The sequence below is a fragment of the Rhizobium sp. M1 genome, from assembly GCF_002531805.1.
GTDB lineage: Bacteria > Pseudomonadota > Alphaproteobacteria > Rhizobiales > Rhizobiaceae > Rhizobium > Rhizobium etli_C.
Window position 1 is genome coordinate 1 of sequence record NZ_NWSW01000037.1, and the last position, 13797, is coordinate 13797.

The 13797-nt window shown below is 59.4% G+C and carries 19 protein-coding genes; 7 read left to right on the top strand and 12 right to left on the bottom strand.

All coding sequences use genetic code 11. The annotated features are described in order from the left end of the window. Window positions 1-274: alcohol dehydrogenase catalytic domain-containing protein (locus CO655_RS27630; protein ID WP_176539314.1), on the bottom strand; the 274-nt coding region annotated here is incomplete at its 3' end. A 321-nt stretch (window positions 275-595) separates the two neighbouring features. Here CO655_RS27630 and CO655_RS34025 point away from each other — a divergent pair. After that, a complete protein-coding gene (locus CO655_RS34025; RefSeq protein WP_176539315.1) occupies window positions 596-760 on the top strand; it encodes a hypothetical protein in 165 nt (54 codons plus the stop codon). Window positions 761-770: 10 nt separating this feature from the next. Here the strand turns inward: CO655_RS34025 and CO655_RS27635 are convergent, their stop codons facing one another. From CO655_RS27635 to CO655_RS27650, 4 genes are all read right to left on the bottom strand, one after another. Then, complete coding sequence (locus tag CO655_RS27635; protein WP_245423936.1) at window positions 771-1361, bottom strand: YceI family protein; 591 nt, start codon at window positions 1359-1361, stop codon at window positions 771-773. Between the two features lie 13 nt (window positions 1362-1374). After that, on the bottom strand, window positions 1375-2229 hold the full coding sequence (locus CO655_RS27640; RefSeq protein WP_097667469.1) for a hypothetical protein: 855 nt from the start codon (window positions 2227-2229) through the stop codon (window positions 1375-1377). A gap of 372 nt (window positions 2230-2601) precedes the next feature. Further along, window positions 2602-3219 (bottom strand): TetR/AcrR family transcriptional regulator, encoded by a 618-nt coding sequence (locus CO655_RS27645; RefSeq protein WP_170964809.1) that lies wholly within the window; start codon window positions 3217-3219, stop codon window positions 2602-2604. 56 nt (window positions 3220-3275) lie between these two features. Next, window positions 3276-3626, bottom strand: a complete 351-nt coding sequence (locus CO655_RS27650; protein ID WP_010033309.1) for a DoxX family protein — start codon at window positions 3624-3626, stop codon at window positions 3276-3278. Between the two features lie 142 nt (window positions 3627-3768). Between CO655_RS27650 and CO655_RS27655 the strand changes: the two genes are divergently transcribed. From CO655_RS27655 to gfa, 4 genes are read left to right on the top strand one after another with little or no spacing between them, the layout of a single operon-like run. Further along, entirely contained in the window at window positions 3769-4875 is a 1107-nt protein-coding gene (locus CO655_RS27655; RefSeq protein ID WP_097607656.1) for an alcohol dehydrogenase catalytic domain-containing protein, read from the top strand. A 10-nt stretch (window positions 4876-4885) separates the two neighbouring features. Further along, window positions 4886-5161, top strand: coding sequence for a DUF3861 domain-containing protein (locus CO655_RS27660; RefSeq protein WP_010033299.1), 276 nt, complete (start codon window positions 4886-4888; stop codon window positions 5159-5161). 53 nt (window positions 5162-5214) lie between these two features. After that, window positions 5215-6051: an S-formylglutathione hydrolase gene (gene fghA, locus CO655_RS27665; protein WP_097607657.1), complete on the top strand. Its 837-nt coding sequence runs from the start codon at window positions 5215-5217 to the stop codon at window positions 6049-6051. A gap of 60 nt (window positions 6052-6111) precedes the next feature. Continuing rightward, entirely contained in the window at window positions 6112-6684 is a 573-nt protein-coding gene (gene gfa, locus CO655_RS27670; protein ID WP_097607658.1) for an S-(hydroxymethyl)glutathione synthase, read from the top strand. 279 nt (window positions 6685-6963) lie between these two features. On the opposite strand, the gene CO655_RS27675 is transcribed toward gfa, so the two are convergent. Genes CO655_RS27675 through CO655_RS27695 form a run of 5 tightly spaced genes read right to left on the bottom strand, consistent with a single transcriptional unit; the run spans window position 6964 to window position 10884 of the window. Continuing rightward, on the bottom strand, window positions 6964-8121 hold the full coding sequence (locus CO655_RS27675; protein ID WP_097667470.1) for a glutathionylspermidine synthase family protein: 1158 nt from the start codon (window positions 8119-8121) through the stop codon (window positions 6964-6966). A 1-nt stretch (window position 8122) separates the two neighbouring features. Next, window positions 8123-8725 carry a DUF1190 domain-containing protein gene (locus tag CO655_RS27680; protein WP_097607660.1) on the bottom strand — a complete coding sequence of 201 codons (603 nt, stop codon included), beginning with the start codon at window positions 8723-8725 and terminating at the stop codon, window positions 8123-8125. Window positions 8726-8736: 11 nt separating this feature from the next. Next, a complete protein-coding gene (locus CO655_RS27685; protein ID WP_097607661.1) occupies window positions 8737-9138 on the bottom strand; it encodes a DUF350 domain-containing protein in 402 nt (133 codons plus the stop codon). A 34-nt stretch (window positions 9139-9172) separates the two neighbouring features. Further along, window positions 9173-9832, bottom strand: coding sequence for a YjfK family protein (locus CO655_RS27690; RefSeq protein WP_097607662.1), 660 nt, complete (start codon window positions 9830-9832; stop codon window positions 9173-9175). Continuing rightward, entirely contained in the window at window positions 9829-10884 is a 1056-nt protein-coding gene (locus CO655_RS27695; protein WP_097607801.1) for an ion channel, read from the bottom strand. The genes CO655_RS27690 and CO655_RS27695 overlap by 4 nt, the downstream gene beginning before the upstream one ends. Before the next feature lie 104 nt (window positions 10885-10988). Here CO655_RS27695 and CO655_RS27700 point away from each other — a divergent pair, with 104 nt between their 5' ends. Together CO655_RS27700 and CO655_RS27705 are read left to right on the top strand one after the other, a co-directional pair. Next, on the top strand, window positions 10989-11435 hold the full coding sequence (locus CO655_RS27700) for a YjfI family protein (RefSeq protein ID WP_097607663.1): 447 nt from the start codon (window positions 10989-10991) through the stop codon (window positions 11433-11435). Further along, window positions 11432-12169 (top strand): PspA/IM30 family protein, encoded by a 738-nt coding sequence (locus CO655_RS27705; protein WP_097581494.1) that lies wholly within the window; start codon window positions 11432-11434, stop codon window positions 12167-12169. Before CO655_RS27700 ends, CO655_RS27705 begins: the two co-directional genes overlap by 4 nt. Before the next feature lie 122 nt (window positions 12170-12291). Here the strand turns inward: CO655_RS27705 and CO655_RS27710 are convergent, their stop codons facing one another. Continuing rightward, window positions 12292-12684 (bottom strand): nuclear transport factor 2 family protein, encoded by a 393-nt coding sequence (locus tag CO655_RS27710; RefSeq protein WP_245423940.1) that lies wholly within the window; start codon window positions 12682-12684, stop codon window positions 12292-12294. A gap of 38 nt (window positions 12685-12722) precedes the next feature. After that, window positions 12723-13760: an aldehyde reductase gene (locus CO655_RS27715; RefSeq protein WP_245423941.1), complete on the bottom strand. Its 1038-nt coding sequence runs from the start codon at window positions 13758-13760 to the stop codon at window positions 12723-12725. Window positions 13761-13797: the final 37 nt, after the last annotated feature.

A 13797-nucleotide genomic window follows, 5' to 3' on the forward strand; every position in this document is an offset into this window, starting at 1 on the left:
ATTCCGGCGTGTAGAGCGGAATGACGTGGTCACCCTTTTTGACCGAGGTCACACCGGGGCCGACGTCGACGACGATGCCGGCACCCTCATGGCCGAGAATGGCCGGGAACAGGCCGTCCGGATCGGCGCCCGACAGGGTGAAATCGTCGGTGTGGCAGATGCCGGTCGCCTTGACCTCGACCAGCACCTCGCCGGCCTTCGGCCCCTCCAGCTGCACGGTCATCACTTCCAGCGGTTTTCCGGCCTGCGTGGCCACGGCTGCGCGTACGTCCATTTAGAATTTCCTTTCAATGAAAACCAAGCCTGCTTCGATGGAGCAGTGATCAATGTCCGATGCCGGAGGAACCAGGGAATGAAGTGGGCTAGCCGCGTCCAGGCAAAGGATGCGGAGAGCCCCCGTGACCGAGATCGCAATCGTAGAAATCGTAGCCCTCCCTCAGGTCGGCGCAGCAACGTCTTCACCGCCAGCCGCACTGCATCTTCGTTAACATACCAAATAGCATCTGCATACTAAAAAGTATCTTAGATGCTTCGAACGATTGCGGATCGCTCGGGCATGCCTCACGAACCTTCACAGCGCTCAGCGAAATCGGCGATGGAAATCAAGGGACTGATCGCCAAATCCGCAGCTGCTGTCGGTGACGGAGTAGCGGACGCGATCGCCGGCTCGGCGGAGCCGGCCGAGAGCAGCCTGGGGCATCCTGAACAGAAATGGCGCCGTCGCGATAACACGACGGCGCCGTTTCGGGAGGCGACCTGACGGTCTCGTATCACCCCTTGTGTTCGCGGCCTTCCACTTGGATCACGAGATCGACCTCATCGCCGATCATGCCGAGCGCGGCCTTCATGCCGAAATCGCTGCGTTTGACTTTGGTCGTGGCGCTGAAACCGACAACGTGGCTCTTATCCCAAGGGTTCTGCCCTTCCTTGTTGAACGTGACGTCCAAGGTCATGGGTTTCGTCACTCCCGCTATCGTCAGATCTCCGACGACCTGGCCGGTGTTGTCGCTCGTCTTTTTGAACTCCTTGCCGACAAATGTGATGTCCGGAAATTCCGTGGCGTTGAACCAGTCGGCGCCCTGGATGTCGCCATCACGCTGTTTGTTATTCGTCGAGATCGACGCAACGGTGACCTTGACATCGAGACTGCTGGCGTCCGGCTTGGAAGCGTCGAAATCGAACGTGCCGGAGAACTCTTGCGCGACTCCGATCACCTTTGAGAAGCCAAGATGGTCGATGTAGAACGCAATACCCGAATGCACCGGATCGATGTCGAATTTCGCGGCCGAGGCGGGCGACACCACGCCGGCGAGCGCCGTCATCGAAAGTAGCAATGCTGCTAATCTGTATTTCATTTTCATTCTCCTCCTCCTGTTAAACTGGAAAGCTCGATCCATAATCGACGAACGCGACGGCAAACGCCGCTGCAGCCGGCAGTGCAGCCAAGGCGGCATGGACGAAAAGGCGTGGAAACGGCCGAGAAAGGCCGAGCTTCAGGCAGATACGTTCCGAGAGCGCCGGCAGCACAGCGCAGAGAGCGAGTACCGCAAGTGCGATGAGATCGGCTTTGCGCGTGATCAGCACGACGGTATCGGCGATGGCGATGAGGCCGCCCAAGGCGCCGACGGACGAGGCGCCGCCAAAACGGAAGGCCGGCTTTGCTGCGTGAACAATTAGAATTCCGAAGCATCCAGCCGCAAACATCAGGCAGAGCTGAAACGAGGAAGATGAGGCGCCGAGAAGGGCAATCGGTGCAAAGCCGGTCGCAAGTACGGCAACGACGCCGCCTCGCTTCACGTCGTCCTCTGCACCTGTTGCTCCGCGCCACATGACCATCGCCATGATCGCCATTCCGGCAACCGCGGCGAGCGCCACTTCCCAGGACGCTGCCCCCAATCGCGGCGAACCGACATAGAATGCGGCCGCGACCGGCTGCAGAAGCGCGAGGAGGCGCACCGCGCGTGGGGCCGCTATCTCGGCGGCAAAGCCGATCGCCGTTCCGACAACGATCACGTAAAATACCTTATTGACCGCACCGACGGGCGGAAACGTCGGAACTTTGTTGTAGGTGAGCCAATAGGCTGCCAGCAATGCTGCGGGCATCAGGAGGTCGGTCAGCCGAGCCAAGCCGCGCCAACGCATCAGGCCCGATCCGAGAAAGCCAACAAGCGTCATGACGAGCAGGGACGCGACCAGCGTCTCCTGAGGGGAGTTGCCAAATCCAAGCATGTAGTGATTTTCCGAATTGCCAATCCACGACGTGCCGCTGACGGGCACGACCAGGTGGTGTCTTATCCTGCGGCTCGTGCACTTCGACAGGTCGTCACGATTATGACTTTGTCCATGATCCCCCCATAACCCGCATGCTCCTCAACAGCGGTCGCCGTTCCCATCCCAAATACCATTTGGTTTTCACATACCAAACAGTTTCTGGATGAAAGCTAGTCTTTGAATTTCACGATGTCAAGCCGATTTGCGCGGAAAGATTTGCTTTCCCGCGCTTGGCAAGTCCTTTCGACATGAGCCGCGCTATTGCTCATGCTCAAGCGCGCGCCCGGCCGCGGCGCGCACTTCACATGATCAGATGGTGGATGATTTTGGTTATACTGTAGCCGCTTTGGCGGGCGTCGACGCGCGTGAGGACCGGTACATTTCCCTCAGCACGACCCGGACCATGTCCCCAGGAGCGCCGTCCTTGAGGAAGCTCGAAATACCGCCATAAGTCAGCTCGAGCACGATACCGCCGATATAAAATGGGCTCGCCGGCGGCTGCAGAACAAGGTTCAGCTTGTCGATAAGGATCTTGCCGACGCCTTCCCACTGATCCCTGAATAGTTTTATATGCCGGTCTCCGAGCGTGTGGTCATGCTGGGCCATCCGAAGAAGCTCTATCGCCAGCATACCCCATCTGCGATCGTCGCCGCGATCGTTTGCCCACCCTGCCAAAACATCGATCAGTCCCATTGGGTCATCGTGTTTTCCGAGGAGCTCGGTCAGCTGAACGACGTCGCCACCCGCGTTACCGGCCAGGAGTTGCAGGAAGATATCTTCCTTATTGGCAAAATTTGAATAAAACGCCCCCTTCGAGTAGCCCGCCTCTTCGGCGATTCGTTCGATCGAAGCCCCGGCATAGCCGTAGCGTGCCATGACTTCGTAAGCGGACGCCAAAAGCTTTTCCTTTGTGCGAGCCTGACTTTGCTCACGTGTCAGCCGTGCCATTCGCAAATCCGTTTCGTGCGTATCCAGACACCGAGGCGTACCTCAAAACGAGGTGATCACACAAGAGCCGTTAGAAGACAAACGAGTGCCCAGAAAATCGGATACTCGGGACCCATCTTCTGCCAGCGCCAATTCTTGCCGTTGATTTTCACAACTGCGTAGCCCGCGCCAAGTAGCACCAGAGCACCGACAAGAGCTGCAACCCGGGGGTATATCGAGAAAATCAGCCCCACGGCCGCGCAGGCTTCTGCAACCATGGTGAGGCCAACGAACAGCTTCCCGGGCCTGAAGCCTGCCGCCTCGAATGTTCCACCGGCCTTCTCATAATGCAGCCCCTTGCCGATGAGATGGGGAACAAGCCAGGCCCCGCAAAGAATGCGGAGCCAGTCAATCAACACGAAGTCCATGTCTCCTCCCTGACGCGGCCTCCGGCCGCGTTCGCGAGGATAATTGGCAATCCTCGCTTGCCTTTTCAGATACTAAACGGTATTCACAATCCAGATAGGATGTCAATACGACGCGATCTCTGAGTTTGGGAGGGTAAAGCTTATGGAAATGATGCGTGCTGCGCGCCTGCATGCTGTTGGTCAACCGATGAGGATCGACGAAGTCGAGCGGCCGAAAGCGACCGGAAGCGATGTCGTCGTCCGCGTGAAAGCCTGCGGAATGGTCCCGAATTTGGCGAACGTCCTGGCCAACTGGGAGACCTGGTATCCGCAGATGCCACTCCCGCCGCGCCCGGCAATCCATGGCCTCGATCCGAGCGGGATCGTCCATGAGGTCGGCCCCCAGGTCGTCAACCTCAAGCCGGGCGACAGGGTGTATGTGAACCCCGGTCGATTCTGCGGCGCTTGCCACCATTGTTCGTCGGGCAAACCGCAGGCTTGCGAACATTGGACCCTCGGCGGCTACTTCGGCTACAATCAGAAAAGCCTGGAGATGTTCGCGCGCTATCCTTACGGTGGCTTCGGCGAATTCATGCTCGCCCCGCAGGCGCAGGTCATCAAGATCCCCGATAGGATGAGTTTCGTCCAAGGCTCTCGCCTTGGTTATCTTGGCACCTCCTACGCCGCCCTCAAGAAATGCGGGCCGCTGATGGGCAAGAGCCTGATCATCAACGGTGCGACCGGCACGCTAGGGCTGGGGGCCACGCTGTTTGCGCTGGCCATGGGCGTCGCAAAAATCTATGCCGTCGCCAGGGGCGAGACGCTGCTTAAGCGGCTTAAGGCGATCGCTCCCGACCGGATCGTCACTTTTTCGAATGTCAATGGATCGTCGGGAAGCTTCGTCAAAGAGCAGACCAACGGAAGCGGCGCCGACCTCATGCTCGATACGCTCGGCGCAAAGGCCCCCCTGGATTCCATGCTGGACGCCATGGGCGGCGTCAAACGGGGTGGTCGCATCGTCAACATCGGCGGAACGTCCGGAGCTTTGCCTGTCGACGTCAAATGGTGGATGGACGAGCAGATGGAATTGATCGGCTCGGTCTGGTTCACCGCCGCTGAAGGCATGGAAATCGCTGCCATGGTCGAGGCTGGAATCATCGACATGTCGGTCATGTCGCCAATGGTGTGGCCGTTGGAGAAGATCAATGATGCCATCTCCGGCGTCGGCAAGGACGAGGGCGGGTTCACCTATTACGCCATCGAACTGTAAAGAAGCGCCAATGGCTCACAACTACCGGGTCACTGTGGAGCGGCTGGAGGGCGGCGTCCCTTCGGCTGCCGACGAAGCTCTCATTTTCCAAACCACCAACCACGACGATCTGTTCAAAATCCTCTCGGCCGTTCGCCAAAAGCAGCTGCTGCCTGACGATGAGGCAGCAGAGTTCACCGTTGGATTGAAGCTGTTCACAGAGGTTCTCATGAGACACCGAGCGGATACGCCTTTCAAAGAACTGTTCCCGCACATCGGCAGCTTCATGAAATCCCTGAAACGCTGACGCCGCAGCCGTTCCGACTGCGGCGCAACCGGGAGGCAATCGAGGATAATAAGATGAAGACAATTTCGCTCGAACGGTCGTATGGCGGAACCCAAGGTGTCTACGCCCACCGCTCCAACATCTGCAACTGCGACATGACTTTCGCCGTCTATCTGCCGCCACAAGCACAAGAGCGTCCGTGCCCAGTGGTCTGGTATCTGTCGGGACTGACCTGCTCCCATGCCAATGTCATGGAAAAGGGTGAGTATCGGCGGGCCGCCGCACTCTTGGGGTTGATTGTCGTGTGTCCCGATACAAGCCCCAGAGGTGCCGATGTGCCGGACGATTCCGACAACTGGCAGTTTGGAAGCGGCGCTGGATTTTACCTCGACGCGACCTGCCCACCGTTCGATGTGAACTACCGCATGTATTCCTATGTCTCGGAGGAGCTTGCCCGTCTTATTGCCTCGGAATTCCCGGCGGACATGGCACGCCAGGGCGTGTTCGGACATTCCATGGGCGGCCACGGCGCGATCACGCTTGCCCTGAAGCACCCCGACCGCTTCCGCAGCTGCTCTGCATTCGCGCCGATCGCGCGGCCCACATTGGCTGGTTGGTCCCGCCCGGCCTTCGAGCGCTATCTCGGCACCGACGAAGGCGCCTGGCGGCAATATGACAGTTGTGCGCTCATAGAAGATGGCTTCCGATTCCCCGAGCTCCTTGTCGACCAGGGAACGGCCGACGCGTTCATCGAGGACGGACTGCATCCCTCTGAACTGCAGAGAGCCTGCGAAAAAGCCGGCATCCGGCTGAACCTTCGGATGCAGGAGGGCTATGGCCACTCCTACTATTTCATTTCGACTTTCATGGAAGACCATTTGAAGTGGCACGCTGAGCGGCTCAACCGCTGATCTGCCGCAATGCCGTCAGAAGGCCGGGCATGGTGCCCGGCAAAATCGAAGGAAGAAGCAATGGCTCATATCGGCATACATCCCCATCTCGATGGGGGATTGAAGAAGGGTGCGGCGACCTTTGTGGGCGGGACGCTGGTCTGTGAATGCGCCACAAATCCGGTGAAAGTGAAGATCAAAAGCGATATCGCTCATAATCACGCCTGCGGCTGCACCAAGTGCTGGAAGCCGGAGGGCGCTGCCTTCTCGATCGTTGCCGTTGCTCCCTCTGAAAGCGTTGAGGTGATCGAGAATGGCGACAAGCTTGTCGTCGTCGATGCCAATGCTCTCATCCAGCGGCATGCCTGCAGGGAATGCGGCGTCCACATGCACGGACCCATCGAGCGCGACCACCCGTTCCAGGGGCTCTCGTTCCTGCATCCGGAGCGCTTCGAGGAGGACGGCTGGGCAGAGCCCGGTTTTGCGGCTTTCGTGTCCTCGATCATCGAGAACGGTTTCGAGCCGGCTCAAATGGACGGTGTCCGTGCCCGTCTTCACGAACTGGGCCTCGAACCTTACGATTGCCTGTCTCCCGGGCTGATGGATTATATCGCCACTTGGACGGCGAAAAGGAGCGGCGCTCTGCCGGCTTGATCTTCAAGTGCCGGGCACAGCCCGGCTTCCCAATGCGCGGTTTCAGAAGATCCCGCCAGTTAGGCAGACCGAGGTCTGCGGAACGCCAGGCGTCTCGGAGTTTGCGTATTTTGCTCGACAGGGACTTAGTAGTCTCATCATGACCAGTGTGCGCTGCTATTTCATCGAGAATAGCCACTTCCATGCGGCATGTTAGCAGTAGGTACAAGGTAGCCGCCGGCCTGAGTTCCATAAGCTATCTTACGCCACTTTTGCTCTCAATGCGGGAATAACTACATCTTACTCCATTATAACGTGTGGCACGAAACGTGATAGATTGGCCGTTATCCGTGTCCGATCTTCGCGAACCGCAAGACCGCAGGCGCGATCGCCGGCGACCCAGCTGCCGAGCACGGCGAAGCCGCCGTCGCTTTCGAAAAGCGGGGCGTAGGCCTGGATGATGAAACCTTCGTCGCCGTAATCGCCCGGAGCAGAAACCAGTTCCCGTCCCTGTCGAAATATCGTGACGTTCTCACCCTCTCGCGACAACAGTGGTTTGCGCACATAGTCGGTCAGGGTGGAAGCCGCCGGGTCATCGGTGAAATAGCTCGGCAAAAGATTGGGGTGATTGGGATGGCGCTGCCAGAGCAAAGGCAGAAGCCCCTTGTTGGAAAGCACGGCCTTCCAGGCGGGCTCGACGAAAACATCGCCCGAGCGCGCGAGTTCGCGGGCAAACGGCTCGCGCAGCATGAATTCCCATGGATACAGCTTGAAGCAGCGGTCGATCACCCGATCCTTGAGATCGGTGTAGCGGCCCTCAGCGTCGATGCCGATCTCGCGAATGTCGAGGAGCTCGACGCGATGGCCGGCCTGCACCGCACAGTCCATGAGATAGACCGTCGTGCCACGATCCTCCTCATTGTCGGTTATCGCCGCGAAGTGGAAGATCGGCTCCTTGGGAAACTGGTCGAACGCCTCGACAAGGCTCTCCTGCAGGAAATTATACTGGTCCGCTTCCTTCGGCAGAACACCCAAAGCGATCTGATCGGTCAGCCAGTTGAACTGAAAATAGGCGGTCTCGAATACGGAGGTGGGAGTATCGGCGTTGTATTCGAGCAGTTTGGCCGGGCCGCTGCCGTCGTAAGCAAGATCGAAACGGCCGTAAAGGTGCCTGTCGCGACGCTGCCAGGAGCGCTGCACCACATCGCGCAGGTCCTCCGGAATGGCCAGCCTGTCGAGCGACTCTTCGCTGCCGACGATATCACCGACCAGATCCATGCACATGTCATGCAGTTCCTGGCTCGGTTCTTCGATCTTCGTCTCGATCTCATCGAGCGTGAACGTATAGGCAGCATCGTCGAGCCAGTAGGGCTCGCCATACATGACGTGAAATCCGAAGCCGACGGCGCGCGCCTTGTCACGCCAATCAGGACGCGCGGGAAGAGTGATGCGCTTCATGTCAGCCGCCGAAACTGAAGGACGACCGGCCACCGAAGCCCTGCCGGGCGACGGTGCGGGTATTGACGTTGACCGGCTTGACGCTCTGGCGCGAAGGCGCCGTCACGCTGTCGCTGCGCATGCCGCCCGAGCCAACGGTGGTCGTCACTGTCTGCCCCGAGCGATTGCGATAGATCGGCGTCGAGCCGTAGTAGTAACCGGCCGCTTCCTGGCGCCGGCGATAATCGTAATAATCGCTGACGTTGTTCAATGCCGAAGACAGCATGTAGCCTGCCAGGAACGGCATAAAGACGCTGCCGCTCCCGCCGGTATTGTTGGGCAGAGCGTTGGCCGCTTGTTCCGTGCACTGGCCCTTGCCATATTCGGCTTCGCAGGCGGCCATGCCGTCGAAACGCGGCGCGGCGGCGAGGTGGGCGCGCATCGCATCCTGATAGCTGGCCTGGCAGACCTGCCGGTCCATCCCGGCGGTCACGCATTGATCGACCGACGTGAACATTATCTCCGAAGGAGTGTCATCGCCGCAGCCGGACAGTGCCAGGGTCGAGGCAGCGATGGTGCCAAGGGCCAGGAAAGGTCGCCTGTGCCCGCTCATGCGTCTGCGCATCTTTTCCTCCCTCAATAGGTCATGCAGGCGGCGTTGAGAATACCGACGACGAGGGCGATACCGCCGCCCCATATGCCGGCGGCGATATTGTCGGCGGTGATCTTTTCATGCAGATCCTTCATGGTGAAGTTCGCAATATAAAAAGCGAGGATCTGCGCCAGAATGCCGATCACCGCCCAGATGACGTAGTCGACGATGCTGACCGAATTGGCTGCCGCCGAAGCCAGAGGCAGGCTGAAACCGACAAGCGCGCCCAAGAATGCCGTAACGGCCGCAAGATTGCCGGCGCGGATGAGTTGAACCTCCTGTTGCGGCGTCAGCCAGGTATAAATCACCGCGAAAACAGCGTAGGCGCCCAGACCGATGGCGAAATAGCCAAGGAAGGCAGGCAGGCCTGCCACATAATCGAGCATCGATAAAATCCTCCGTTAAAATTGATAGGGTCCATCAGACGCGGCGAACGTCGGCTGGAGCCAGACCGTAACCGATCAGAAATTCCACTGAACTGCCCGCCTGGCTCTGGCCGAGGTCGAGGTCGCGCTCGACATTGATCAGAAGCATTTCGCGCGTCGAGCCAAGTGGGCGGTAATACAACATGCAGGTCTGATGAATGGCGCGCTGCGCTTCGCCGTCGTCGACCTTTTCGGTAAATTCCACCAGTTGGGCGCGTTCCGGGCCGTCGCCCCAGAATCGGTTATAGAGGATCCCGTCGGCATCATAGGATGGCTGGCCGATCAGGCCGGCCGGACCGGTCCAGCGGCTCCATTCGCTCTGACCGGCCGGCACGACGCTGTCCCACGGCTGATAGAAGCTGATATCGTCGATCACATCACCCGGCTTGCCCGAGGCCGACATCACCTGAATCATCCGGTTCTCTTCATCGTAATAGCGCGACAGAACCGTGGCGGCATCGAGCGAAACCTCACCGTAGCCGGCAATGATGAACGGCCCGCTCCGTGGCAGCGGCATAGCCGGCTCGCCGCCCAAAGCATCGGCTTCAAGGGAAAGGAAATCGATCTCGAACGCCCCACCGATGGCCACGTTCAAGGGACCGAGTTCTTTGGGTAGGGGCTTTTCGTCCTTGTTTCCGCCGAACCAGCCGATCATGTTTCGTCTCCCATTCTAGCCCAGGCAATGGCAGCGGGATCTAGCCGCATTCCGCTGATGTAGTAAAGAGTCTCGCCGCCGCGCATCGGCGTCTCGTCTCGGCAATTCAGGTCGGTCATGCCCTCGCTCAGCATGCCCACCAGTGTCACATTGTACCGGCGCTTGAGCCTTAAAAATACGTCGCCATAGAGCAGTGGCGTTTGCAAAGGCGGTACCGGCAGGGAAAAGGCCGTGTCGGTGGAGGCGGCCGACAGCAGCCGTGCGGCGATTTCCGAGGAGCCCGGGTCACGCGCCGAACGCGACAGAAGCTCCTCGGCGAGCGAACCCACCGCCTCGACGCGTGGCCGCAGCTGTTTGACCATCTGCGCCGTGCGGTCATCGGCGAAATAGGCCACGATATGGGCATCGGGCGCGTGATCCTCGGCAATTAGGACTGCGGCCAGCGTTTCGTCGTCATTGGCGCCGCGCGCGATGATCGCGCGCGCCTGGGCCACACCGGCCCGCACCAGAGCGTCGGCATCGGCAAGCCGATCGCTTCTGATATAGTCGGCGTAGTCGGCGGCGGGGTTTTCCGGCAGATCCTTGGCGACCAGAACGCTCATCGGCTCGTTGGCATGGCGTTCGGAATGCAGCAGCCGCAGCGTCTGGTATGTCTGCCCCTCTTGCCAGCCGACAACGATGATATGGCCGGCGCGTTCGCTGTAATCACCCAATCCGCGCATGCGATTCCTCCAGATCGTACCGATAGCTGTCAACAACTTGCCAAGAACTGCAGTAAAGATGGCAATGCCACCGGGAAGAACGACCAAGACGGTAATGAGCCGACCGGGCGCCGACTTTGGAGAAAGATCGCCATAGCCGACAGTCGTTGCAGTGACCATATAGTAATAAAGGAAGTCGACCGGGTTGCCGACGAGATCGCCCTCGCCCGCCAGGATAAAGAGCAGGTAAGACACGACCAGATGGAGAACGAGGATAAGAAAAACGGCTGACCATGCCAATTCGCCGAGCGAAAGATATATACGCCGCAGAAATGAAGCGATAAATGGCAAGCGATTCACCCCCGTTGCTAACGTGCACCCTACCGAAATTTATTTCGCGCGCCAGACCTTTAAGTTGTAAACCGACTACCCAGATATTTTTGACGCTCTAACCGATGGAGGACTTTTTGGAGACCTGGAACCTCACCACTTTAACGCGCCTGTTCGCCGCCGATCCGGAGGCGCTCGGCGATGTTGATGTAGCCGTACCCGAACACGGGGACGTCTTGTGCGTAACGCTGAAGGAAAGAGGCGATCTTGACGTTTTCGTCACGGTGAGCGGCGAGCGCGACATCCTCGTCAGCGTTGTTCTGGTACCATGCAAGGAGGTGCCCAACCGAGAGGCCTTCGAACGCATGGTTCTGAAGACGCACAAGTTCGTGCCACTCTCCAGTTTCGGCATCACCACGATCGACGGTGAGGAATGGTACGAATTGTTTGGCTCGCTTTCAGCACGCTCGCCGGCCGAGACCGTCGTCGAGGAAGTCGCCATTCTGGCTGCCAACGCCGTCGATGCAGCGCATATGATTGAAGAATGGAAAAGCGGGGAGATTGAAGCGTGAGCACCTGGGGAAAGATTTTTACCGCCATTCGCGGCGGCATCAACGAGGCAGCAGAAGCAGCCGCCGACAGCCAATCCATGCGCATTCTCGACCAGGAAATTCGCGACGCCGAACAGTCGCTGCGCCGGGCGCGATCCGATCTGGCCGGCATCATGGCATCGAACAAGAGCGTCATGCGCCGGCTTGAAGAAAACCGCGCAAAGGAAACCAAGGATACCGACAGCGCCCGCGCTGCGATCTCCGCGGGCCGTACGGATCTCGCGCAGGGTCTGGCGCAGCGCATTGCCAATAGTCGCGCCGAAGTGCAGCGAGACCAGGAAGAGCTCGATCGGCTGCTGCCCCGCCAGCAGCAGATGCTGCGCACGATCCAGGAAACCGAGTCGCGCATCGCGCAGATGAAGCGCGAGGTAGAGAACGTCAAAGCCAACGAGTCGCTGCTGCGCGCCCAATCGGCGATCGCCCATAACCAGTCGGGCATCAACACCCGTCTCGGCAGCGCCGTGGAAAGTCTCGAACGCATCAAGAAACGCCAGGAAATCACCGCCGGCCGTATCGAAGCCGGGGCGGAACTGGCCGCGCTGGAAAACGGCAGCGATCTCGACCGCCAGCTGCGCGAGGCCGGCATCGGCAGTTCGAGCCAGTCGGCCGACGACGTCCTTGCACAGCTGATGGCGCCGACACGCTCGGCCGAGCCAGTCTTGCTGCCCGCCCCTGCCGGCAACAAGGACCGATAATTCCCGGAGCGGCCGCCCGTCGGGATATTTATTCCCGAAGACGGAGCGGCCGCACGTGGAACTTCGGTGGATCTCGCAAAGGCGAAGATCTCTTTGCACCGCGGGGGGCGCCGATCTCGCGGCTATTGGCGGCCGACGGCTGTTGCCTGCGACCAGACAACCATCCATTCGCCGTCGCGGAGTTCATAAGTATCTGTGTGCCAATACTCCCCGGGCGGCACGGCGTGCCCGTTGAAGATGACTTCGAGGCGCGCACGATAACGTATCACGGCAGCGGAGCCATTGAGGCGGACGGCAATGTCACCCGGCTCCCAAGCCCGATACTTGATGTGCCCGGCTGCGATAGCGCCTAGATATTCCTCGCGCGAGAGGGCTACACCGATTGGCGTGATCAATTGAAAATCATCGGCGTGAAGAGGTCTGGCCGCGGATATATCGGCCGCGACCAGTGCACGCAGCCGGGTGCGCTCGATTTCACGGATGTGATCTGCTGCAGTTTGATCATTGCTTGTCATTCTCATCTCCTGGATGCATTTGCTCTTCGCCGCGCAGGTCAATTTTGACGACCGGCGGTCACCAGGCCGTTGTCAATCAGGCTCTGACCGCAGGCGCGGATTGTTTCCTCCTCAGGGCGCGGCTGCCATTGCAGCATCGCTTCTGCCTTGGCGGTGTTGACGCGCAGGTCCCGTCCAAGCTCATGAACGATCATCCGAGCGTCGGCGTCGACGAGCGCCAGAATTCGGACGACCCAGTTCGGAAGTTCAGCGGATGGCAATTGTGATGCGTAATCTGGAAAGGATTGGGCAAGAACGCGCGCCAGGTCTTTCATCCAGAAGACGCGTCCTCCAACGATGAATCTGTGTCCGGCAGCTTCAGGCTGGATCATCGCGCGGACATGGGCAAGGGCGACATCGCGAACGTCAGCGATTGCGCAGCCGTAACGCGGGAGCCTCGTGAATCTGCCGCTCATCAAATGCTTGATCAGTCCGACCGATGTGCCGCAGTCATTGCCCATTAAGGGGCCAAGGATGAGGCCCGGATTTATCACGGCGAGAGGAAGGTCGTATTCTTCCGCGAACGCCCATGCGGCGCGTTCGGCCAATGTCTTGGATTTGTAGTAAGCGGTTGCCCGTTTGCTCTCCGGGTCGGTCCAGTCCGTCTCGCTGAATGGAGCGCGTCCGCCACCATGGTTGGTGGCGGCGATGGATGAGGTAAGGACGACCTTTTGCACTTTCCCGGAATGGGCCGCGCGCAATACGCGGAGAGTACCCTCCCGCGCTGTCCGGATGAGCCCTGCCGCATCGCGCACCGCGCCGCTTGGAAATGGAGACGCCGTATGGATGACGTAATCGCAGCCCTCAACCGCGTCCGCCCAGCAGAGATCTTGATCGAGGTCGGCTTCGACGAAGCTCAGATTTTTAGCGAAAGGCTGAAAGCGCGAGCCGATTTCCGGCGCTGAATGCAGCCTTCGCATGCTTCCACGAACGCGATAACCTTGTTGCAGCAACTGCAGCGCCACATGCCCGCCCAGGAAACCACTGATACCTGTGACAAGGACCGTGGTGTCCTTCGGTAGTTTCGTCCGGTTCATCATCCTGCTCCCAAGCGATGGTCAAATTAGACAATTA

Coding starts and splice junctions, on each gene's coding strand:
- CO655_RS27715 (WP_245423941.1), bottom strand. CDS start 13,760: ATGAACCGGACGAAACTACCGAAGGACACCACGGTCCTTGTCACAGGT.
- CO655_RS27675 (WP_097667470.1), bottom strand. CDS start 8,121: ATGAAGCGCATCACTCTTCCCGCGCGTCCTGATTGGCGTGACAAGGCG.
- CO655_RS27635 (WP_245423936.1), bottom strand. CDS start 1,361: ATGAAAATGAAATACAGATTAGCAGCATTGCTACTTTCGATGACGGCG.
- CO655_RS34025 (WP_176539315.1), top strand. CDS start 596: ATGGAAATCAAGGGACTGATCGCCAAATCCGCAGCTGCTGTCGGTGAC.
- fghA (WP_097607657.1), top strand. CDS start 5,215: ATGAAGACAATTTCGCTCGAACGGTCGTATGGCGGAACCCAAGGTGTC.
- CO655_RS27645 (WP_170964809.1), bottom strand. CDS start 3,219: ATGGCACGGCTGACACGTGAGCAAAGTCAGGCTCGCACAAAGGAAAAG.
- CO655_RS27650 (WP_010033309.1), bottom strand. CDS start 3,626: ATGGACTTCGTGTTGATTGACTGGCTCCGCATTCTTTGCGGGGCCTGG.
- gfa (WP_097607658.1), top strand. CDS start 6,112: ATGGCTCATATCGGCATACATCCCCATCTCGATGGGGGATTGAAGAAG.
- CO655_RS27690 (WP_097607662.1), bottom strand. CDS start 9,832: ATGATCGGCTGGTTCGGCGGAAACAAGGACGAAAAGCCCCTACCCAAA.
- CO655_RS27700 (WP_097607663.1), top strand. CDS start 10,989: ATGGAGGACTTTTTGGAGACCTGGAACCTCACCACTTTAACGCGCCTG.
- CO655_RS27660 (WP_010033299.1), top strand. CDS start 4,886: ATGGCTCACAACTACCGGGTCACTGTGGAGCGGCTGGAGGGCGGCGTC.
- CO655_RS27640 (WP_097667469.1), bottom strand. CDS start 2,229: ATGCTTGGATTTGGCAACTCCCCTCAGGAGACGCTGGTCGCGTCCCTG.
- CO655_RS27680 (WP_097607660.1), bottom strand. CDS start 8,725: ATGCGCAGACGCATGAGCGGGCACAGGCGACCTTTCCTGGCCCTTGGC.
- CO655_RS27685 (WP_097607661.1), bottom strand. CDS start 9,138: ATGCTCGATTATGTGGCAGGCCTGCCTGCCTTCCTTGGCTATTTCGCC.
- CO655_RS27655 (WP_097607656.1), top strand. CDS start 3,769: ATGGAAATGATGCGTGCTGCGCGCCTGCATGCTGTTGGTCAACCGATG.
- CO655_RS27710 (WP_245423940.1), bottom strand. CDS start 12,684: ATGACAAGCAATGATCAAACTGCAGCAGATCACATCCGTGAAATCGAG.